Consider the following 21241-nt stretch of genomic DNA (forward strand, 5'->3'; position numbering starts at 1 on the left):
AACCAGCGAGGTGAAAGATGAAAGCGATTATTGCTGCAGCAGCCATGTCCGTACTGGGTACCACCCAGGTTTCTGCCGAAAGTATCGAAATCCGTCGTAACGGGCAGACCCCTTCTATCGTCGGCAAGGCCGATAACTTCTCGGGTCATGCAGTTGTCAGCCCGTTGTTGCCGCCAAACGAGTCCACGCGTGCCAATCTGGGCCAGGTGGATTTCGCCCCGGGGGCGCGCACGGCCTGGCATACTCACCCTGCCGGACAGTTGCTGATCGTTACGGCAGGCAAAGGCTGGGTTCAGGAAGAAGGTAAGGCTCGTCAGGATATAGCCCCCGGGGATGTCGTCTGGATCCCTGCGACCGTTCGCCACTGGCATGGCGCCACGGCGACGTCCCCCATGAGCCATCTGGCCATGACGTATATGGTGGACGGTAAAAACGTGGACTGGCAGGAGCCCGTCTCCGACGAACAGTATCAGTAATCCGGAGGTCAGATGAAAACTTCAACGGCAGTTGCGCTGGCGCTTTCTCTCGGATCGGCTGGCGCCATTGCAGAAACGGGGGCACAGCGGGGCCCGCTGTCAGACACCGACACAGAGGCAGTATCTCCCGCACTCGAACGCTATGCGAGCACCAGGCTGGCAGGAGACCTCTGGAAAAGAAACGATTTGTCGCCACGCGATCGCAGCCTCGTTACCGTTGCAGCGGTTATTGCCCGGAATCAGACCGTACTTTTACCGGAGCAGCTGGAGCTGGCGCTGAAAAACGGTGTTAAGCCGGCTGAGCTTTCCGAAACCATCACGCAGCTGGCGTTCTATGCCGGCTGGGGCAATGCCATTGCGGCCGCAGCGGTAACGAAAGAGATATTCCTGCAAAAAGGAATTAACGCTGAACAGCTTCCTCGCGCGGAGGAGGCGCTGCTGCCGATCGATGAAAAAGCTGAAGCAGCTCGCGCTGCACGCGTAGAACAGAGTATCGGTAGCGCGGTGCCGGGGCTTGTCAGCGACACCACCGACGTGCTTTTCCGGGAGTTGTGGCTGCGTCCCGGGCTTGCACCACGGGACAGAAGTCTGGTGACCCTGTCTGCCCTGATTGCAAACGGGCAGGTACAGCAAATTTCGCCGCACCTTAACCGGGCAATGGATAACGGCCTGACCCGGCTGCAGGCTTCAGGCGCACTGAGTCATCTTGCGTATTATGCTGGGTGGCCTAATGCTTTCTCAGCAGCGCAGATTTTCAAAACGGTGTTTGAGCAGCGTGAATCGAAATAACCATTCCTTACAGGAGGACAGTATGTCTCAGGGTATTGATAACAAAATCATCGTCATCACCGGTGCCAGCAGCGGCCTGGGAGCAGAAACAGCCCGACACCTGTCGAAACTGGGCGCAAAAGTTGTTCTGGGCGCGCGACGTATTGAGAAGCTTGAGCAACTTGCCGGCGAACTGGGGCTGGATACCAAAGCAGTACTGCGCACCGACGTGACGGACCGCACTCAGGTCCAGGCCCTTGTTGACCGGGCGGTAGAGCTGCACGGCCGTATTGACGTCATTATTAATAATGCCGGCTTAATGCCGAGCTCCATGCTCGACAAGCTGAAGGTGGATGAATGGGACCGGATGATCGACGTGAACATTAAGGGTGTACTTTACGGTATCGCCGCCGCGCTGCCGTATATGAAAGCCCAGAAGTCGGGACAGTTTATCAACGTATCGTCCGTAGCCGGACATAAGGTTGGGCCCGGCGGTGCTGTATATGCAGGAACGAAATGGGCCATCCGCGCTATTTCAGAAGGCCTGCGTCAGGAAGTGAAACCCTGGAATATCCGCACAACTATTGTTTCACCCGGCGCGGTAGATACCGAACTGACTAAAACCATCACCGACGAAGATATTGCGAAAGGTATGTCGAAAACCTACGAGAATGCGATCCCTGCAGAGGCTTTTGCACGGGTCGTCGCATTTGCCATCAGCCAGCCTGACGACGTGGATGTTAACGAAATACTTTTCCGGCCGACCGTACAGGTTTATTAAAACACAATCAGACGGGTAGCTGACGTCTGCCTTATATCCGGATAGTTTATATCATCCGGATATAAAAAGAGCATTACCAGATAACGCATCTTTCAACACAGGAAATTCAAACCCGAATTTTCTGCGGGCTACTTCGCGCCCGAAAAATCCATACGCGTATACGACATTCTGTTTATTAAAAGGTAAGGGGCTGATTTGTATGCCTGTAAAACATTCTCACACAATCTCCGGTGCCGGTGTTGTCTCTGCACTGATGCCGGTGATGGCTGCGGTACTGGTCGGCTTTATTATTATCGGCGTGGCACTTCCTGTCCTGCCGCTGCATGTCAAAAATGACTTGGGGTTCGGGACCTTTATCGTGGGCCTGGTCGCCGGGGCACAGTTCGCTGCATCGCTTTGTTCCCGGGTGTGGTCCGGGAGCTATTCGGACAGGCGCGGTGCCAAAAAGGGCGTGGTGGCAGGGCTCATCGCAGCTGCCGTATCAGGGCTTCTGTACCAGGTGTCGCTCTGGCTGGTCAGTATTCCTGTCGTGTCAGTGAGCGTGCTGCTTGCCGGGCGCGCGATCCTGGGCGGTGCGGAAAGCTTCATCATTACCGGTGCCGTGGCATGGGGTCTGGCTCTGGTGGATAAAGAGCACGCTGGTAAGGTTATCGCCTGGGTGGGAACCGCGATGTTTGCCGCTATGGCTCTGGGCGGGCCGGTGGGCACGATGTTGTTTGAAGCCTTCGGCTTTGAGGCGGTCGCACTGCTGACGTTTCTACTTCCTTTACTGGTACTGGCGTATCTTGCACGCATGCCCGCAGTTGCGCCCCATCCACATGCCGCGCAGGCAACCTTTGGCTCAGTCATGCACGCGGTCTGGTTACCCGGACTGGGCGCCGCGCTTGCCAGCACGGGCTACTGTACCATCCTGGCCTTCAGCTCACTTTATTACAGCGCCATGAACTGGCAGCCCGTCTGGATGGCATTCACGGCCTTTGGCGTTGCGCTGATTGTTGCCAGAATCGTTGCCGGTCATCTGCCAGATCGCTTTGGTGGCGCACGTATTGCGCTGATTTTTGTGCTCGTTCAGGCCGCCGGGCTCTTTCTGATATGGCTTGCGGGTACGTCCCTGATTGCGACTATCGGTTCAGCGTTAGCCGGTTTTGGCTACTCACTGGTTTACCCGGGCCTCGGTATCGAAGCCATCAGTGGTTCAACGCCCCAGAACCGCGGCATGGTGATGGGCATCTACACAGCATTTCTTGACGTGGCGATGGCGATCGGCAGTCCTGCTCTCGGCTGGGTAGGAGGACATCTTGGGCTGAACGCGATATTCCTGGCCGGCGCGCTGGCAGTGCTGTCCACTGCTGTGGTGGCATCCCTGCTGTTAAAACGCCCGGACCAGAGTAAACAAAATCCGGCCTGAAAAGGTCCTGCTGTCCGGAGGTTTATTGTTCTCCGGATTCTTCACTCCGTTTGTCTTAACACCGTTATTTAATTCAGGAGGTAATATGAAACTGCATTCAAAAGGGAAATTAAAAACCCTGGCCGCGCTGACAATACTGAGCGTTGCTTTGGGTATAGGGGCAAGCACAGCCGTCGCTGCTGATATGTCCCACGGTGCGAATAATTTCTATAAAAGCGATAAGGTGAAGACTGAAACCGTTAAATTCAAAAATATTTACGGTATGGAAGTCACCGGCACGTTATTTACTCCCCGCACTATGGAGGCCGGTAAAAAATATGATGCCCTTATTGTCGGCCATCCTTTTGCCGCAGTAAGACAGCAGGCTGCTAACCTCTATGCAACTAAAATGGCAGAAGCCGGATTTGTTGCGCTGTCCTTCGACCAGTCCTTCTGGGGAGAGAGTTCAGGTACGCCGCGTGGCGCCGTGCTGCCTGATGTTTATGCAGAAAACTTCAGCGCCGCAGTTGATTTCCTCGGAACGCGCGCATTTGTGGATCGTGAAAAAATAGGCGTGATAGGTATCTGCGGTAGCGGCGGCTTTGCCATCGCCGCGACAAAAATTGATCCCCGCATTAAGGCACTCGCGACTGTTAGCATGTACGACATGGGCGAATATTTCCGTACTGGTCTGAACCATGAGCGGACCTTGGAGATGAGAAACAAGGACCTGGCGATTGCTGCAGATCAACGCTACAAAACCGCTGAAACCGGTCAACCCGTCTATGGTCCGGGGCAAAACGATCCGGTGTTCATCGAAGGTAAAGAGTCCAATGATTTTTATCAGACAGAGCGCGGCAAGGTGGCATCCAACGATCGCCGCTCAACACCAGCGACCTATGCGAAATTCATGAACTTCCATCCGTTCATCGATATCGAGTCCATTTCACCGCGACCAATACTCTTTGTCGTGGGTGATGCGGCACCATCACGCACTTATACCGATACCGCCTATAAAATGGCGGCAGAGCCGAAAGAGCTTGTGGAAATTAAGGGGGCTAACCGTATCGACCTGTATGACCGCACTGAACTCATCCCGTGGGACAAGCTGGTGTCATTTTTTAACACCAATCTGAAAAAAGATAAATAATGCGCTATTTGAACGGCACTGTTGCAGTGCCGTTATTCCTGAAAAAAAACAACGGAGAGTTTTATGTTCAAACCAGTCATGCTTGCTCTGGCTTCCCTGACGGCTGTGTCATTCTCATCTGTGGGTACCGAGTTCGAAGGTATCCGGGTCAAGATCACTGCCGGTGACCAGGTGATGACGGCAACGTTTTATGACAATGCCACCACCCGGGCTCTGGTCTCTCGTTTCCCGCTGACGCTGCCCATGGAAGATTTATATGGACGTGAAATGTGCTACCGGTTCCCGGATGCGCTGCCCGCAAACGAAACGAAAACCAGCGGTTATGAAGTGGGAGATATTGTTTACTGGGCACCCCGCCACAGCTTCGTCATCATGTACAAACAGAACAATGAACAGATCGGTAATCTTCAGAAAGTGGGCCGTATCCACTCTGGGGTTGGGATTTTCAGGCATACGGGTAATATTGATGTGACATTTGAGATGGCACATTGATTGCGATTCAATTTCGATAATTTGATGCAGTAACATTATTTGTCTTCATTGAGCATAACTTAGGTGTCTGGGTCAGCGTCCGTTTCGCTCAAAGCTGCCTGTCAACATGGTCAATCTCCCTTACCACAGCCTATGAGTACAAAAAGTAACCTTAACGTACAATAATTTTCGATATCCAAACTGACCCCTGATTCCGCCACCAGCCTCAGCGGCATGCCACCTGCTACTGCGCGCATAAAAAGAAATGAGAACCATTATCAATGAAGCTATGCTAACGTGTCAGCCCAGGCAAAACGCCAGATGACAGAGAACAGGAGGACAGACGAGGTGAAGCAGGATTCAGGGATCATCACAGCGCGGCAGGCGCACGGATTGCTGACGCTGGCGATAGGCGCGCTCTTCTACAGCAGCGGCAGTTTCGCCCGGCCGGATCTGCAGCCGCTGGGACCGAATATTGCGGATAAAGGGTCAGCTTTCTATCATTTTACCCAGCGCCAGTACGACTCTGCCGATGGCGAACGCCATTACCGGGTGTGGACCGCGGTGCCGGATAAAGCGCCGCCGGCCGCCGGTTACCCGGTGCTGTATATGCTGGACGGCAACGCGGTGATGGATAAACTCAACGACGCGTTTCTGCAACAGCTCTCCGCCGGTTCCCCGCCGGTCATCGTCGCTATTGGTTACCAGACGACACTGCCCTTCGATACCGCCGCCCGGGCCTGGGATTACACTCCGCCGCTGAAGACGCATGAACCTCGCGCCGGGAAAACCGCGCTGCCGCCGCGAAAAACCGGGGGCAATGATCTGTTTCGTCAGCTGCTGAGCGAAACGATGGTTCCGCAAACAGAAGCTAACCTGAAAATCGATCCCCGCCAGCGCGCTATCTGGGGCCACTCTTACGGCGGACTGTTTGTACTCGACGCGTGGCGAAACCACTCCCTTTTCAGGATCTACTATTCTGCCAGCCCGTCGCTTGGCCAGGCGCAGACGTCTCCCCTGAAGGACACCCAGACCCTTGATGCCACCGCGTTTACCGGGACGTCCCTGTATCTGCTGGAAGGCGACGGAAAAGCCACTGGCGAGCCCTCCGGGCATGAAGCCTCCCTGGGCGTACTGCGTCAGACCCAGCAGCAGCTGGCCAGCAACGGTCTGACGGTGCAATTCTGGCGCTACCCTGGCCTGACGCACGGTCAGATGTTCGAGGTCTCCCTGCGCGCGGCACTGCTGCACCTTTCCGGGCAGCCTACGTTAGCGCATCAGTAACGATCCCGCGCCCACCAGCCAACGGCGGGTGCGTTAATTCTGCCGTGGCAGATGTTTAACATCGACCGGCTCGCCGAACAGAAAGCCCTGCATTTCGTCGCATCCCTCTTCTTCGAGGATTTGCCGTTGCCCTTCGGTTTCTACCCCTTCGGCGATAAGCGGGGTATTGATTGAGTTGCCCAGCGAGATAATCGCCCGCACGAACGAGCGAACCTGAGGATTGCTCTCCACATCCTGCATAAAGCTACGGTCGAGCTTGATGACGTCGAAATGAAAATCGCGCAGCATGCTCAGGGAAGAGTAACCGGTGCCGAAGTCATCCAGCGCAATACTGATGCCCATCTTTTGCAGATGATGCAGCACGCTGAACGCCAGCTGTTTATTGATGATAAACGCCGTCTCCGTCACTTCAAATTCCAGCAGGCTAACCGGATAAGCGGTTCGCATCAGGATCTCGCGGACTTTTTCGATAAAGCTGCGGTGACGCAACTGTACCGGTGAGATATTGACTGAGATTTTTTTATTCAGCCGATTATCCAGTGATTCGCTGCATACCTGCTCCAGTACCCAGTAGCCTAATGGCACAATAGCGCCACTCTCTTCGGCGATGGGAATAAACACCTCCGGCGGGATAGCCCCCAGCTGCGGATGCTGCCAGCGCAACAGCGCTTCATAACCGGTGATGCGACGATCTTTAATGTTGCGGATCGCCTGATAGTGAAGCGAAAACTCCCCCGCCTGAATACCACGGCGGATGTCGGCGGCCATCATATTCCGCTGACGCGTCTTGTCGTCCATCTCACGTTCGTACCAGCAAATCTTGTGGTCGAGACTGCTCTTTGCCCGATACATGGCCAGATCGGAATTGCTCAGTACCGTATTAATATCCGTCCCGTCCTCCGGGTAGACGGAGATACCTATGCTGGCGGAGAGGATCACTTCCGTCGCGGCAAACGTCTGCTTACCGCTGAAGCAGTGCCAGAGACGGGTGGCAAAGGCGTCCACCTCGCTTTCATCGGCAAAAGGTTTGACGGCCACAAACTCATCGCCGCCGAAGCGGGCGACCATCTCCTCCTTCTGCAGCGTTTTCAGCACGGCGCCTGCCACGCGCTGCAGCAGCTGATCGCCAATAAGATGGCCCTGCAGATCGTTAATCTCTTTAAACTTATCTAAATCGATGGTGAAAACGGCAAAGCGGCGGGCGTCATTACCGGTGATCAGCTTTTCCACCCGCCCAAAGAACTCCACCCGATTGGGTAAACCGGTCAGCGCATCGTAGCGCGCCATCCACGCGATGCGGTCATTGATCGCCTTCTGTTCGCTGATGTCGCGGGTAATTTTGGCAAAGCCCAGCAGGTTATGTTGTTCATCGCGGATGGCATCGATCATGACATGCGCCCAGAACCGGGAGCCATCTTTACGATACCGCCAGCCTTCGCCTTCAAACTGGCCGCTACGCAGGGCAATTTGCAGATTTTTTGCCGGCACCCCGGAGAGCTGTTCGGCTTCGCTATAGAAGAGACCGAAGTAGCGACCGACGATCTCGTCGCTCAGGTACCCTTTTGCCCGGCGGGCGCCCTCGTTCCAGCTGATGACCGTCCCGTCGGCGCTCAACATATAGATGGCATAATCTTTAACACTTTCAATAAAGTGGCGATAGGCAATATCCGTCAGGTGATCGTTACTCATGGTACAGCGCTCTCTGTGGCTCGGTCGTGGCAAAACGCATTAGATATAACAGAATCACGCCCATAATGAATACAAGGTTAAGGTGTTTTATGGTCGCCTTTCCGGCCCGGGCATGCGCCGACCGCGCGGCGCACACGCCTGTTAAGCGTAGTGGACCTGGCCATCTTCGGGAGTGACAAACTCGGCGATTTTCACACTTAGGTCGCCCACTAATAGTTACTTTTATTGATTAAAAAGTTTGATTGAAAGAATAAATAAAAGGAGTAATGTTAATAATACTTTCTATGGAGGTTAAATATGTTGCGTGATTATTTAAAAGTGGAAAAAGAAGATCGCCTGGTTGAACAACAGAGTCGTCATGACAATAGTCAGCATTATTCTTCGGTGACCGAATGGGTTATTTTAAGTAAAGATGGCCAGCGTAAAGGTCGGGTATCCCTGTTTGACCGCTTCACCACCCGCCGCTCCTGGAGCGACAGCTTCCGCATTACGCAGTTTGATAATGCGGGTAAAGTGGTGGTGGATAAACTCACTGACGCGCTGTAAATCCCCCGGATTCCCGGCCTGACGGGAGAATATTCATACGCAAAATTAACACCTGCATAAAATATATTGATGCGTCGCCATCATGTTATTTTCATTCCGCATACTGATAACCTAATGGGTAATTTTCGCCATGGTAAACAGCGCGAATTTTTAACCCGAACACATGCTGAAAAATAAGCCCGCCGGTCGGGCTTTTTTGCATGGTGTTCGCCGCCCAGGCCACAAAATGCCAGGGACATCCCGCGCTGGATGGTATACGATACATATACGAATCATATATGGGTTGTTGCTATGGGAATCGTCAAAATCTCCGATCTGCTGCACGATGACATTCGTGATGCCAGCAAAGCCATGTCCCGCTCCGTCAATGCGCAGGCGGAATACTGGATCCGTCTGGGCATGATGAGCGAACTCTACCCCGAGCTTAACCACCAGCAGATCAAACTGCTGATGCTGAAATCCGGCTCTGACCGTCTGCTGGAGGTGATCAATGCCATCAATAATCATTAAAACCGCCGATGAGCTCGCACGCCAGCGTCATGCCGGCCAGCTGCTGGCATCGGTGTTTGCCATGCTGGATACCTTTATCGTTCCCGGCGTGACGACGATGGAAATCAACGATCGAGTGGAAGATTTTATCGTCAACCAGCTGCACGCCCGCCCGGCCAGCAAGGGGCAATACGACTTTCCCTATGTGTTGAACACCTCGATTAACGACGTGGTCTGCCATGGGATCCCCAAGGCGACCGAGCATCTGCGCTCCGGGATGATCGTTAACGTCGATATTACCCTCGAGAAAGCGGGCATGATCGCTGACTCCAGTAAGATGTACCTGATAGGCGACGTTTCCCCGCTGGCCCGCCGGCTGGTAAAGACCACCTATGAAGCGATGTGGAAAGGCATTGAGGTGGTGAAACCTGGCGCGACGCTGGGCGACATCGGCCATGCCATTCAGCGCTGGGTCGAGGACCATGGCTACAGCGTGGTCAGAGAATACTGCGGTCACGGCGTCGGTCAGGAAATGCATGAAGAGCCGCAGGTGCTGCACTACGGCAGGCCCGGGGAAGGCGCCGTGCTGCGGGAAGGTATGGTATTCACTATTGAACCGATGGTGAACCAGGGCGACAGTCGTATCAAGACCAAAAAGGATGGCTGGACGGTGGTCACCCGCGATAAAAAACTCTCCGCGCAGTGGGAGCACACCGTGGCGGTGACCGCCAACGGTTTTGAGGTACTGACGCTGCGCGACGACGAGCAGTCGCGGATCCGCTGAGCATCTTCCCTTTCTGTATGACGGTGGGCCGCTTTCTGATCCCGGTGCTCGCCTGGGAGCCAGACGATACCTGGTTCTGCCGCCGGATGGCGGCAATAATTATTTCCATGAATGGTTTTCTGCACGCGCGTCTCCCGGATGTGACGGCTGACGCGCGGATACACTGCACAACGGTTTACCTTTTACCTTCAGCATCCGCTTACCCTTCATCACGTCTATCCCGCCTTAGCGATAGCGAATAATAACATCTGCTTCACTATGCTGCGCATTTCGCCAGTGAATACTGACCTCACCGCGATTGTCCGGCATGGCATAGCCAGGGCGGTTGTCTGTCGTGGCGATCTGTTCCGGTGAATGGTACTGACACGAAACATCGATACGATCGCGCTGCGGAGCGATAAGACAGGCTGGATTGATGACCCGCCCTGAAAAATGAACCTGACCGGAAAGCGCAGCAGAGGACGCCTGCGGCGCCAGACACAGACATAACAGAGCGAGACGGAGCGGAGACATAGCAATCTTCCTTGATAGCGGGTGACACTGCGCGGCACAGCATCGTTTCTGTGCCATACAACCTGCGGCTTCCTGCCGTCACTCCACGCTACTGCAAAATAGCGGCGCCGTAAATGGTTATTACGGGCCACCCGGTCATCTGCCGGGAATAACAGCTACTTTTCGCAAAATTTTGCCGGAATAGTTACCACTCCCGGAAATAATTCATTATATGCATGGGCCTCTTTTTAATATTCAGTAAGATTATACTTACACTAAAAAATAAATAATGTTACAGCTTAACACATCTTATCAATGGGCCTTTACGATGTTCTCCGTATAATCCCGCCCCCGACGGTAATATACATTAGCGATGCTTACCGTTTTTTGTGAACAGAAATAATAAACATGCTTTAAAAATGTTAAGTGCTTTTATTAACTTGTGATTATTTAATAAGGTTTGAGTATGAAAGAAAAAGGCACCCTGCTGGTTGTTGGTTCACTGCTGGCCTTAAGTCTGGCTACTGTGACCACTGCCCACGCGGCGGGCACACTGAATTTCACTGGTAAAATTATTAACGAGTCCTGCCAGATCGCTAATAACGGTGGCGATGTTAATGTCGATTTTGGCAACGTCGATATTTCAGCGCTGAAATCACATGAAGCGAAAACCGCAGAAACACCGTTTACCATCAACCTGACCGGCTGCCCGCTGGCACAGAACATCAGTATCAGCCTGGAGGGTACCCCGGACACCAACGCTAACGGCACCAGCGCCGCCGTGCTGGCGCTCTCCGACGCTGCAGATACCGCCAAAGGTGTGGGCATTGAAGTCTTCTCTTCCCCTGACGGCTCGACGGAAGGTACTCAGCTGACCTTTGACAAGCAGAGCAAAACAGCGGTTTCGCAAGCCGACGAAAACGGTGATATTGCATTTAACTTTATTGCCGATCTGAAAAGCGATTCCTCACAGGATGTAACTGCCGGCAATATTAATGCTACGGCCAATATTGATATTGTATATGAATAGAATGTTCTGATTGCCGCTTTACCAAGGGCAGCTTCCCCTGCCCTTATTCTCATCCCTCATGACCGGATCTTCAATTATGCAGTGTTATAAAGTGGCTTTTATCCTGAGCCTTCTCTTTTGCCCGTTCCTGGCGTCTGCCGCCGGGGTTGCCATTGCCGGCACACGTGTCATTTATAATGAACAAAGTCATGAGGCAGACATCGCGGTAGAAAACACCAACTCTCACGATCCCGTGCTTATTCAGAGCTGGGTAGACGACCTGGCTGATAATAATAAATCACCATTTATCGTCACCCCGCCATTGTTCCGTCTGGATGCCGGAGACAGCAACGATCTGCGCATACTATTAACCTCGCCGCAAATGCCCCATGACCGGGAGAGTTTGTTCACCCTAAACATCAAAGTGATCCCTGCCAATACCGCGCCGGCTGGCGAGAACATTCTGCAATTTGCTATTAAGAATCAACTGAAGCTAATTTATCGCCCGGCAGGGCTCCCTGGTTCGGCGCTTCAAGCGGCGCAGCACCTGCGCTGGCGCGTCAGCGGCAACCACCTGCAGGCGGATAATGCCTCCCCCTATTATGTGACTATTACCACGCTCACCTGCGCGGGCCAGAACCAGAAAACGCCGCTTGAGCACAGCGTGATTGCTCCTCACAGCCGTGAAGAGTATACCCTTCCAGGCGAGGCCTGCGCCCACGAGGTGAGCTGGCGCATTCTGGATGACTTTGGCGCCGTGCAGTCGTTTAGCGCCCCCGTTTCGGCGCACTAGGCGTCTGATGTCGCCATGCGCCACGGCCCGGCTCATACCGTTACCGTCGTCAGCCTCTCCATCCTGTTGGGCGGACAGAGCGCGCTCTTGCACGCCCAGGCGACCTTTAATATGGATCTGCTGGAAAAAAACGACCATCTGCCAGCGGTGGATCTGCAGCGTTTCAATCAACAGACGGGCCAGCCGCCAGGCAAGTATCCGGTGAGCTGGCAGGTCAACGGCGTCACGCTGGATGCTCGTAAGACCGTCATGTTTCGCCAGAACGATCGCGGGCAGCTAACGCCCTGCCTAAAGCCTGAAGACCTGGTGCAGGCTGGGGTTAGTCCGGCCGTGCTGGTACAGGCGCCCGGCGCAACGTCCCGCTCATGTCCCGAACTCGCCACGCTGCTGCCGGGCAGTGTGGTCAATTTTGATTTCTCCCATCAGCAGCTGGTAATGACCATTCCTCAGGCGCTGATGACGCACCGGGCGAGGGATAATGTTCCCTCTGCGCTGTGGGACGAAGGTATTAGCGCCTTTCAGAGTAACTATCGCTATTCAGGCGCCAGCCAGCGTACCCGCATGGGCAGCACCGAGCGCGATAACTATCTGATGTTGAAAAGCGGCGTGAACGCCGGCGCATGGCGCTTGCGCGCCAGCAACGGCCTGACCGCCAACAGCGACGATAAGCCCCACTGGACCACCAGCGGCGCCTGGCTTGAGCGCGACCTGACGAGCTGGCAAAGTGAACTGACCCTCGGGGATACCTTCACTTCAGGCGATGTGTTTGACGCGGTACAGTTTCAGGGAATTGCCCTCGCCTCCAGCGACGCGATGCTCCCGGACTCGCAGAAAGGTTTTGCCCCGACCATTCGCGGGATAGCAAGAACCAACGCCCAGGTCACGGTTCGGCAAAATGGCTACGTGCTGTATCAAACCTACGTCACCCCTGGCGCGTTCGTGATTGACGATCTTTACCCCACCGCCAGTAGCGGCAATCTTGAGGTTGCCGTCAAAGAGTCTGATGGCGAAATCCGCCGCTTCACCCAGCCGTATGCATCGGTGACCAGCATGCAGCGCGAAGGCAACCTGAAATACAACCTGGTCGCCGGGCGCTATCATAGCGACGATGCCAGCCAGCGGCCGTTAATGATGCAGCTATCGCTGATGCGCGGGTTCGCCCATAACCTGACGCTGTTGGGCGGACTGCAAAGCGCGGCGCAATACCACAACCTCTCGCTCGGCGCGGGACAGGGGCTGGGAGAAGCCGGGGCGATCTCGCTACAGCTGTTAATCGCCCACGACCGGCACCAGCAGGATCCGATCGATGGCCGGGCCTGGCAGCTCCAGTACAGCAAAGGTTTTGATCGTCTCGGCACGCAGTTCACCTTCACCGGCTGGCGTTATTCGCATCAGCGCTATGCCACGCTGAGCGAGGCGTATTCCAGCCCAGACCCCGACGCCGACGCCGACGCCGACGCCGACGCCGACGCCGACTCGCAGGATAAAGACAACAAAAAAACGACCCTGCAAATCACCGCCAGCCAGAACCTGCCGTACGATATCACCCTCTATCTGAGTCTCGATCAGGACAGCTACTGGTCTGGAGGCGACCCGCAGCGTACCGCCAATATGGGGATCAGCGGCCAGGTTCACGGTATCGCGTGGTCGCTCAGCTACAGCGACTCCCACAGTAGCGATGGTGACGAAGTGGATGACGAGCCGCATTCCGACAAAGTGGTGACGTTGTCACTTTCGGTGCCGCTAAGCCACCTGCTCCCGGGGAGCTACGCCAGCTATACCCAGAACACCTCCCGCCACAGTGCCACCAGTCAGATGGTCAGTCTCAACGGTACTTTGCTGGACAATCATGCGCTTAGCTACGCCGTCAGCCAAACCCTCGATCAACAAAACGGGCACAGCGGAAGCCTGACGGCCGGGTACAGCAGTGGTAGAGGCGATCTGAATCTCGGCTACAGCCGCGATTCGCAGGCCACTCGTCTGAACTACGGCGCCAGCGGAGGTATCCTGATTCACCGCCACGGGGTGGTCTTTACGCCGGAAATGAATGGTTCTGTCGTCCTGATTGACGCCGGTGGCGCCAGCGGTGTGACCCTGGCCAACCAGAAAACCATCGCCACCAATCGTGACGGGTACGCCGTGCTGCCCTTCGCCACCGCCTATCACCGCAACGACGTCTCTCTCGACAGCCATTCACTGCCGGGGAATGTGGATCTGGCCACCAGCACCGTGACGCTGGTCCCCACCAAAGACGCGGTGGTTCTGGCACGCTTTCACACCCACGTTGGTTATAAAGCGCTGTTTACGCTGCAGTCTCGGGGACAACCGCTGCCATTTGGCAGCGAAGTTCGCGCCAAGGACACCAGCAGCATTGTTGCCAGCGAGGGTCAGGTGTATCTGGCCGGCCTTGCGCCAAAAGGCATCCTGTATGCGCAATGGGGGCCTGGCCCTCAGCAGCGCTGTAGCGCCCGCTACGATCTCACCCCGACGCTGGCGCAGACACCCCATCCACTCATCCTACAGCAGGCGTTATCATGTTCTTTTTAACTCTCCTGCGTCGGGTCGTTCTGACGCTGTTACTCGTCGTGTTACCGACCGCCAGCGGATGGGCCTGCTCTCCGGTGTTTGTCCGCGGCCAGGCCTCCACCCTTCGGCTGAACGTGGGGCAACTTACGGTGTCGCCTGACGCCAGACCGGGCACCCCGCTGTATCACAAAAGTTTCGCCTGGAACCGCCTTAGCGACGGCGGCGAACAGTGGATCCGTTGCGCGGACGACCCGCATGGGCTGTCGCCGCTGCTGCTGGACAGTCTGCTGTCCGGGGGGGCGACGCGACCGACGGTTTATCAAACTAATCTCGCTGGCATTGGCGTTCGCGTAGCGCTGCGCGCTATCGGCGGATATGGCGGCTTTCCTGACCGACCAACGCCGTCGCCATTTAGCCTGCGAGTGGACAATCCCGCCGCTTTACCCGATGCGGTGTGGAAACTGGGCTATTTCCGCCTGACGATTGAGCTCATTAAAACCGGCTCTAAGACGACACCGGGCGAGCTTGAGTATCACAGCGAGCGCATTTTAATGGCGGAACATACCCCGCTGGCAGCCTTAGACTTAACCGGCAGGGTCAACACCGCAGGGTGTTCTGTGAATGACGCCACGCCAGCGCTGATTAAGCTACCTGCAGCGATGCTTGATCGCTTCGGCGGCGTCGGCAAAACCACCGGCGATACCCCTTTCGCGCTACAACTGGATTGCAACAGCGCGGTCACGGTTTCTCTGCGTGTTGACGGCACGGAGCCCCTTACCGCCCGGGGGCATGGCGTTTTGCGCAATGACGCCACCGACGATCGGGCACAGGGTATCGGCGTGCAGTTGCTTTACCATCGTCAGCCGGTCGCGCTGAATCATGAGATGATGCTGGGCACCGCGAGCGCGGGTCAGTTTACTCTGCCGCTCACTGCCCGCTACTACCAAACACGTTCCCGGATCACCGCCGGGCAGGTGTCGGCCGTCGCGACCTATACCTTACATTATGACTAGGCGATGACGAACCGACGGATGAAGAGGATCAAGGAATTGCTCTGACCGGCGAATCGTAAGAGAATAGCGCCTACACGCGACGATCTGATTACACGGGAGTTCATCATCAGCCATTCTCGTCGATTCCCCTTAGCCAGCAAAGTGGCGCTGGCAGGCGCGGCGCTCATCGCCGCCGGCATGCTGTTCAGCTGCACCAGTAAGGCCCCGAAATCCCTCGTCACGCCGCCGAAGAGCGCGGCCGTTAAAGCCGGTCAGACGCACCGGGAGCCGGTACGCGGCGTCTGGCTCACCACCGTCTCGCGCCTTGACTGGCCGCCGGTCGGGTCGATTATCGCCAGTACGCCGGAAAGCCGCATCACGCAGCAGAAGCTGGCGCTGATCGCCAAACTCGATAATCTGCAGCGCCTGGGGATCAACACCGTCTTTTTCCAGGTGAAACCGGACGGTACGGCGCTCTGGCGGTCGGATATTCTACCGTGGTCCGATATGCTGACCGGCAAAATCGGCGAATATCCCGGCTACGATCCGCTGCAGTTTATGCTGGATGAAGCGCACAAGCGCGGCATGAAGGTCCACGCGTGGTTTAACCCTTACCGCGTCTCGGTCAACACCAAACCGTCGACCATTGCCGAGCTGAATAACACCCTCACTCAGGTACCGGCCAGCGTGTTTGTCCTGCACCGTAACTGGATCCGCACCGCCAGCGACCGCTTTGTTCTCGACCCGGGTATTCCCGAAGCGCGTGACTGGATCACCAGCATCGTCGCTGAAGTGGTGCAGAACTACCCGATTGACGGCGTGCAGTTCGATGACTATTTCTACACCGAAACCGCCGCTTCCCCGCTTAACGACAACGAGACCTTCCGCCGTTACGGGCAGGGCTATGCCTCGAAGGGCGACTGGCGGCGGCATAACACTCAACAGCTTATTGCCCAGGTCTCCGCGACCATTAAAAAACTCAATCCGAACGTCGAGTTTGGCGTAAGCCCGGCCGGGGTGTGGCGCAACCGCTCCCACGATCCAGCGGGGTCTGATACCCGTGGCGCGGCCGCCTATGATGAATCCTATGCCGATACCCGCAGCTGGGTGCAGCAGGGACTGCTCGACTACATCGCCCCGCAGATCTACTGGCCATTTGCCCGCGATGCGGCGCGCTATGATGTGCTGGCCAACTGGTGGGCCGAGGTGGTTAAGCCCACCCATACCCGGCTGTATATTGGCGTGGCGCTGTACAAGGTGGGTGAACCGTCCAAAAATGAGCCTGACTGGACGGTGGATGGCGGCGTGCCGGAGCTGAAAAAGCAGCTCGATCTCAATGAGTCCCTGCCGCAGATCCAGGGCACCATCCTGTTCCGCGAAAACAACCTCAATCAGCCGCAGACCCGCCAGGCGGTTAACTACCTGCGCAGCCGCTGGGGGCGGCCGCAGAGCTAACCGCCACTCGGCTTCGCTATCGCGCCTGCAGCCCTTGCCGCAGGCGGGCGTGCAGTTTCAGCATGTTCTCCGTGATCGCCCGCCAGACGTGGGCGGAAAAGTCCGCCGGCAGCGTTCGGCGGGCGCTTTCGATGGCCTGCGGCACGCGGTCGGCAAACTCGTCAAGGATCGCCAGCATCTGGTCCCGGGGAAAGTTAACCGCTTTGGCGGTCGCCAGAAAATGACGCGGATAGATGGCGTTAATCTCCGTTTTCCGCCCTCGGGTGGCGTTGAGCCCCATCGACAGCTTCAGGTCGCGCAGATGCAGTCCCGTCCCTCCCAGCACCGGAAATGCCGAAATAATGTCGTAGAACGGCGTGAGCCGGTAGCTGCCGCCGGGCAGCAGAAAGAGCGAGAAATTCTTCGCATGCCCGTCCGTTGCCCCGGTCAGCCACTGGAACACCATGAACTTCATAAAGTCATAGCGATCTTTCAGGGCTTCACTGGAGCCCAGCAGAAAGGTCATGATCGCGGCGATACCCGGCCCGCCGTCAGACTCGTATTTCATCGACGACGGGATGCCGAATGCCTGACACAGATCCTCCTGCGGCAGCCGCAGCAGCACGCGCCCCTCCTGCGCCCAGCGCCGGTCGAAGCGGGTCACCGCCAGCGCACGGATCCGCGGGGTGGTGATAATCTCCGCCTCCGGCACCGCCAGGCCCAACGCCCTGGCCAGCGCCAGGCACAGATATTCGTTATCCACGCTTTCACGCAGATCCAGCGTCGCATTGGGCTGTTTTATCTCGCCAATGGGCAGTTTAATGATATGGGTGGTCGGGGTGGTGCCCTGCGGAATACACCAGTGCTCGCCCATTTGCAGCAGCGCGGTTTTCTCCTGGGCGCCGGCCACCGAGATACGAAAATCGTCCTGGCCGGTCACCATCCCGAGCGGAATATCCGACTGGTAGGCGGTCAGCAACGCGGTCAGTTGCGCCTCATCCAGCGTCTGCCAGCGCAACGCTACAAGATGCGCCTCTTCTCCCGGCGGCAGCAGAGTCACCGCCCCTACGCTATCCCGGCCGACCTCGGCCAGCAGATCGAACGGCTGTTTCGAGCGCGCCTGATAGCGCCTGACGATCCGGTCGCGGACCTGTGGGCTGTCGGGCAACAGGTTATCAAAATAGTGATACACCGCGTCGGCGGTGATATTGCCATACTGCAGCGGCAGCGAGAGGGAGAGCGGCCTGGCGCGCGGGCTGCGCAGCCACTCGTCATCATAGCGGAAACTGTGCGCCCCGTTGGCCTGGCGGGTTAAGGTTCCCACGCGCACATTGTTCATCCAGGTGGTGAGCGTCGCCATTACCAGTCCAGATCCGTAGTGTTATCGGGGGCCGTCGCCGTCTCGGCCGGCTTGGCGTTCAGGGTCATCACCATCCCCAGCGACTGGAGGATCTTGAACAGGGTGGTCAAGGTGGTTTTGTCCGGGTGATTTTCAAAATTGGACAGCGTCGCCTGTTTAATGCCGATCCGGCTGGCCAGCGCCTCCTGAGTCCAGTGATTTTGCTGGCGCAGCAGTTTCAGGTAATTGGCCAGCTGAACGGGACTGTATATCTGCGGGGAATGCATCGCTTGTTCCTCACCATTGTTTATCCCCCTATCGGGATAAATCTGCTTTTATACCCTACAGGGGATAATGTCAAGGTTATCCCCTGGTGGGGATAGGAGAATAATTATCCTTGTGTGGGGATAAAACAGAAAGAATGGTGGCCGGAGACACCTTTACATGCCCGGTGGCGGCTGCGCCTTACCGGGCCTACGGGCTGTCTCTGCCCGCTCCGCAACGATCCAGGCCGGGCAAGCGCAGCGCCGCCCGGCAATGGGCAGCCGGGCTTAGCTGCCGCGGTAGGTCGACCACCCGCCCGGGGCTATCAGAAACGGCAGATGGAAATGGTCATCTGTCGCCTCGCCAATGACAAAATCAATCTGCGCCCGGCTAAAAACGCTCTCGCGCCCGACGCGGGCAAACCACGCCCCCGTTTCCGCGGTTAAGCAGTAGCGCCCCGCCGGCAGCGGCGCGGCGCTGAAGGTGGCGATACGCCCCTGGGCGTTAGTCACCAGGTTCGCCAGCGTCTCGCCCTCCCGGCTCAGGCTGACCGGCACGCCTTCCGCCGGCGTGCCGGTGGAAATATCCAGAATATGGGTGCTCAGGGTACTCATTCGCCAATCGCTCCTTCCAGTCTTAACATCGTAATTTCCCGCAGCTGGGCAAGCGCCTCAGCCACTTCTTCGTCGGCGGTATGCTGCAGCCGGCGCGTCAGCGCCTGCAGCATCTCTTCGCCGCTGCGCCCTTTGGCGCGGATTAAAAACACCCGGCCAAAACGAGCCTCGTAGCGGGCATTCCCCTCCCGCAGGGCCTGCGCCAGCTTTTCATTATCGCTGTCCACCGCCGACTGCTCCTGGCGCGACATCGTCGCGTGCGCCTGGCTGCCGGTCGGTTTTTCGCCGATCCGCGGATGGGCGCTGAGCGCCGCGTTCAGATCGTTCTCCCCCCAGTCGGCCATCGCTTCCCGGGCGACCTGCAGCAGCGCTTCACGGCAGGCGAAGGGTCGCAAGCTCACCAGCGTATCGCTCCAGGCCGGGATCGCCACGCAGGGGGCCAGCAGCGCCACTGCCTCATCATGACTCAGACGGTTAAACTGTCTCAGCGCGATCATCCTGACTCCTTATCGTTTTCGTCGCCGCCTGCTCCTGCGGCAGAACAAGGTTCAGCGCTATCGCCACCAGCCCACCGCTGGTGGCCGCCGAACCGAACAGATCGCCGACCATCGGCGGAAAATGGCTGAGAAACGCCGGCACCGACTCCACGCCAAGGCCCGCGCCAAACGCCAGACCAACGATCAGCACATCGCGTCGGGTGAGCGGGTTCTGGGTAATGATCCGGATCCCGGCCGCTACCACACAGCCAAACATCACCATCGTGGCGCCCCCCAGCACCGGCGCCGGGATCTGCCGCAGCAGTTCGCCCACCGGCGGGAACAGCCCAAGCAGGATCAGAATCACGCCAATGTAGCGCCCGACATAGCGGCTGGCCACCCCGGTCATCTGGATCACGCCGTTGTTCTGCGCGAAAGTCGTGTTCGGAAAGGCGCTGAGCATCGCGGCCACCATGCAGCTGACGCCGTCCGCCAGGATACCGCCCTTCAACCGGTTGCGGAAAGCGCGATCGTCAACAGACTGTTGCGAAATCAGCGAGTTGGCCGTCAGATCGCCCACCGCCTCCAGAATACAGACCAGCGACACCAGCGCCACCGGCAGAAAAATCGTGCTGTTAAACTGAAAGCCGAACGGAAACAGCGTCGGCAGGCGAAACAGGGTGTCGCCCAGGCTGTGAAGGTGGAACTGACCGCTCAGCCCTGCCGCCACACAGCCCACGGCAATGCCCACCACCACCGAGGAGAGCCGCAGCCAGCGGTTTTTGGCGCAGCTCAGCAGAACGATAACGCCAAGGGTACCCGCCCCGAGCGCGATATTGCTCATGCTGGCGAAATCCTGCGCCTTTTCGCCACCGCACCAGTTAATAACGCTGACCTTGATCAGGCTGATGCCGATCAGCGCAATCACGCTGCCGGTAATAATGGGGGTAAAGATTTTCTTCAGCGGTTCAATAAAGCGGCTGACAATCACCGGCACCAGGGCGGCGACAAAGTTAACGCCAAACAGCATCGCCATAATATCCTGCGGCCCGCCGCCCTGCGCTTTCACCCACATCCCTCCGGCTACCGCCACGCCAAGAAAGGCGAAGCTGGTGCCCTGCATGCAGATCATCCCGGCGCCAATGCCCCAGACCCGGTTGGACTGCAAAAAGGTACCGATACCCGAGGCCAGCAGCGACATACTGATGAGATACGGCAGCCAGTCGCCAAGTCCGAGGGTGGCGCCGATAATCAGCGGCGGCGTGATGATCCCCACCAGACCCGCCAGCACATGCTGGAGGGCGCTAAAAAAGGCCGCAAGCGGTGGGATCCGCTGTTCAAGGCCGTAAAGCAGGCCGCTGTGATGTTCGTCAGACATGGTGTTATCCCGTAGCAAAGAGAAGTGCAAGAGCTTCTGCACAAAGCAGGCCAGAGACGACCAACGCGAACGGATAAATTTATTAATACTTTAAAATCA

The 21241-nt window shown here is 56.9% G+C and carries 22 protein-coding genes; 15 read left to right on the forward strand and 7 right to left on the reverse strand.

Going from position 1 to position 21241, the window contains the following annotated elements; translation table 11 throughout:
• Positions 1-17: 17 nt before the first annotated feature.
• From ACOI6Z_RS12385 to ACOI6Z_RS12415, 7 genes are all read left to right on the forward strand, one after another.
• Positions 18-476 carry a cupin domain-containing protein gene (locus ACOI6Z_RS12385; RefSeq protein WP_065812534.1) on the forward strand — a complete coding sequence of 153 codons (459 nt, stop codon included), beginning with the start codon at positions 18-20 and terminating at the stop codon, positions 474-476.
• A 12-nt stretch (positions 477-488) separates the two neighbouring features.
• Positions 489-1265, forward strand: a complete 777-nt coding sequence (locus tag ACOI6Z_RS12390) for a carboxymuconolactone decarboxylase family protein (protein ID WP_065812533.1) — start codon at positions 489-491, stop codon at positions 1263-1265.
• A 22-nt stretch (positions 1266-1287) separates the two neighbouring features.
• Positions 1288-2025 carry an SDR family oxidoreductase gene (locus ACOI6Z_RS12395; protein ID WP_065812532.1) on the forward strand — a complete coding sequence of 246 codons (738 nt, stop codon included), beginning with the start codon at positions 1288-1290 and terminating at the stop codon, positions 2023-2025.
• 199 nt (positions 2026-2224) lie between these two features.
• Complete coding sequence (locus tag ACOI6Z_RS12400) at positions 2225-3433, forward strand: MFS transporter (protein ID WP_065812531.1); 1209 nt, start codon at positions 2225-2227, stop codon at positions 3431-3433.
• Between the two features lie 85 nt (positions 3434-3518).
• Entirely contained in the window at positions 3519-4562 is a 1044-nt protein-coding gene (locus ACOI6Z_RS12405; RefSeq protein ID WP_065812530.1) for an alpha/beta hydrolase, read from the forward strand.
• 63 nt (positions 4563-4625) lie between these two features.
• Positions 4626-5054: a cyclophilin-like fold protein gene (locus ACOI6Z_RS12410; protein ID WP_065812529.1), complete on the forward strand. Its 429-nt coding sequence runs from the start codon at positions 4626-4628 to the stop codon at positions 5052-5054.
• Positions 5055-5381: 327 nt separating this feature from the next.
• Positions 5382-6317 carry an alpha/beta hydrolase gene (locus ACOI6Z_RS12415; protein ID WP_065812528.1) on the forward strand — a complete coding sequence of 312 codons (936 nt, stop codon included), beginning with the start codon at positions 5382-5384 and terminating at the stop codon, positions 6315-6317.
• Between the two features lie 33 nt (positions 6318-6350).
• On the opposite strand, the gene ACOI6Z_RS12420 is transcribed toward ACOI6Z_RS12415, so the two are convergent.
• Positions 6351-8006 carry a putative bifunctional diguanylate cyclase/phosphodiesterase gene (locus ACOI6Z_RS12420; RefSeq protein WP_243817074.1) on the reverse strand — a complete coding sequence of 552 codons (1656 nt, stop codon included), beginning with the start codon at positions 8004-8006 and terminating at the stop codon, positions 6351-6353.
• A 297-nt stretch (positions 8007-8303) separates the two neighbouring features.
• On the opposite strand from ACOI6Z_RS12420, the gene ACOI6Z_RS12425 reads away from it, so the two are divergent.
• The 3 genes from ACOI6Z_RS12425 to map all read left to right on the forward strand — a co-directional run bounded on the left by ACOI6Z_RS12425 (position 8304) and on the right by map (position 9825).
• Positions 8304-8552 (forward strand): hypothetical protein, encoded by a 249-nt coding sequence (locus ACOI6Z_RS12425; RefSeq protein WP_004205912.1) that lies wholly within the window; start codon positions 8304-8306, stop codon positions 8550-8552.
• Between the two features lie 291 nt (positions 8553-8843).
• On the forward strand, positions 8844-9062 hold the full coding sequence (locus tag ACOI6Z_RS12430; protein ID WP_002904808.1) for a ParD-like family protein: 219 nt from the start codon (positions 8844-8846) through the stop codon (positions 9060-9062).
• The gene (map, locus tag ACOI6Z_RS12435) at positions 9043-9825 is read left to right on the forward strand and encodes a type I methionyl aminopeptidase (RefSeq protein WP_023289670.1); all 783 of its coding nucleotides are present in this window, start codon (positions 9043-9045) and stop codon (positions 9823-9825) included. The genes ACOI6Z_RS12430 and map overlap by 20 nt, the downstream gene beginning before the upstream one ends.
• A 225-nt stretch (positions 9826-10050) precedes the next feature.
• On the opposite strand, the gene ACOI6Z_RS12440 is transcribed toward map, so the two are convergent.
• Positions 10051-10338, reverse strand: coding sequence for a hypothetical protein (locus ACOI6Z_RS12440; RefSeq protein ID WP_044523033.1), 288 nt, complete (start codon positions 10336-10338; stop codon positions 10051-10053).
• Between the two features lie 445 nt (positions 10339-10783).
• Between ACOI6Z_RS12440 and ACOI6Z_RS12445 the strand changes: the two genes are divergently transcribed.
• The 5 genes from ACOI6Z_RS12445 (at position 10784) to ACOI6Z_RS12465 (ending at position 17092) form a co-directional block, all read left to right on the forward strand.
• Positions 10784-11347 carry a fimbrial protein gene (locus tag ACOI6Z_RS12445; RefSeq protein WP_044523030.1) on the forward strand — a complete coding sequence of 188 codons (564 nt, stop codon included), beginning with the start codon at positions 10784-10786 and terminating at the stop codon, positions 11345-11347.
• A gap of 76 nt (positions 11348-11423) precedes the next feature.
• On the forward strand, positions 11424-12119 hold the full coding sequence (locus ACOI6Z_RS12450; RefSeq protein WP_044523027.1) for a molecular chaperone: 696 nt from the start codon (positions 11424-11426) through the stop codon (positions 12117-12119).
• A 15-nt stretch (positions 12120-12134) separates the two neighbouring features.
• The gene (locus tag ACOI6Z_RS12455; RefSeq protein WP_420687373.1) at positions 12135-14666 is read left to right on the forward strand and encodes a fimbria/pilus outer membrane usher protein; all 2532 of its coding nucleotides are present in this window, start codon (positions 12135-12137) and stop codon (positions 14664-14666) included.
• Positions 14654-15658 carry a fimbrial protein gene (locus ACOI6Z_RS12460; RefSeq protein ID WP_130952623.1) on the forward strand — a complete coding sequence of 335 codons (1005 nt, stop codon included), beginning with the start codon at positions 14654-14656 and terminating at the stop codon, positions 15656-15658. Before ACOI6Z_RS12455 ends, ACOI6Z_RS12460 begins: the two co-directional genes overlap by 13 nt.
• A gap of 141 nt (positions 15659-15799) precedes the next feature.
• A complete protein-coding gene (locus ACOI6Z_RS12465; protein WP_065812522.1) occupies positions 15800-17092 on the forward strand; it encodes a glycoside hydrolase family 10 protein in 1293 nt (430 codons plus the stop codon).
• A 16-nt stretch (positions 17093-17108) separates the two neighbouring features.
• Here the strand turns inward: ACOI6Z_RS12465 and ACOI6Z_RS12470 are convergent, their stop codons facing one another.
• From ACOI6Z_RS12470 to ACOI6Z_RS12490, 5 genes are all read right to left on the reverse strand, one after another.
• Complete coding sequence (locus ACOI6Z_RS12470; RefSeq protein ID WP_065812521.1) at positions 17109-18431, reverse strand: type II toxin-antitoxin system HipA family toxin; 1323 nt, start codon at positions 18429-18431, stop codon at positions 17109-17111.
• Positions 18431-18697 (reverse strand): type II toxin-antitoxin system antitoxin HipB, encoded by a 267-nt coding sequence (gene hipB / locus ACOI6Z_RS12475; protein WP_065812520.1) that lies wholly within the window; start codon positions 18695-18697, stop codon positions 18431-18433. Before hipB ends, ACOI6Z_RS12470 begins: the two co-directional genes overlap by 1 nt.
• A 264-nt stretch (positions 18698-18961) precedes the next feature.
• Positions 18962-19288, reverse strand: coding sequence for a hydroxyisourate hydrolase (gene uraH, locus ACOI6Z_RS12480; protein ID WP_117134218.1), 327 nt, complete (start codon positions 19286-19288; stop codon positions 18962-18964).
• Positions 19285-19785, reverse strand: coding sequence for a 2-oxo-4-hydroxy-4-carboxy-5-ureidoimidazoline decarboxylase (gene uraD / locus ACOI6Z_RS12485; RefSeq protein ID WP_032452825.1), 501 nt, complete (start codon positions 19783-19785; stop codon positions 19285-19287). Before uraD ends, uraH begins: the two co-directional genes overlap by 4 nt.
• Positions 19763-21142 (reverse strand): nucleobase:cation symporter-2 family protein, encoded by a 1380-nt coding sequence (locus tag ACOI6Z_RS12490; RefSeq protein ID WP_065812518.1) that lies wholly within the window; start codon positions 21140-21142, stop codon positions 19763-19765. The genes uraD and ACOI6Z_RS12490 overlap by 23 nt, the downstream gene beginning before the upstream one ends.
• Positions 21143-21241: the final 99 nt, after the last annotated feature.

The organism is Klebsiella sp. C239 (genome assembly GCF_048822715.1).
Taxonomy (GTDB): Bacteria; Pseudomonadota; Gammaproteobacteria; order Enterobacterales; family Enterobacteriaceae; genus Klebsiella; species Klebsiella quasipneumoniae.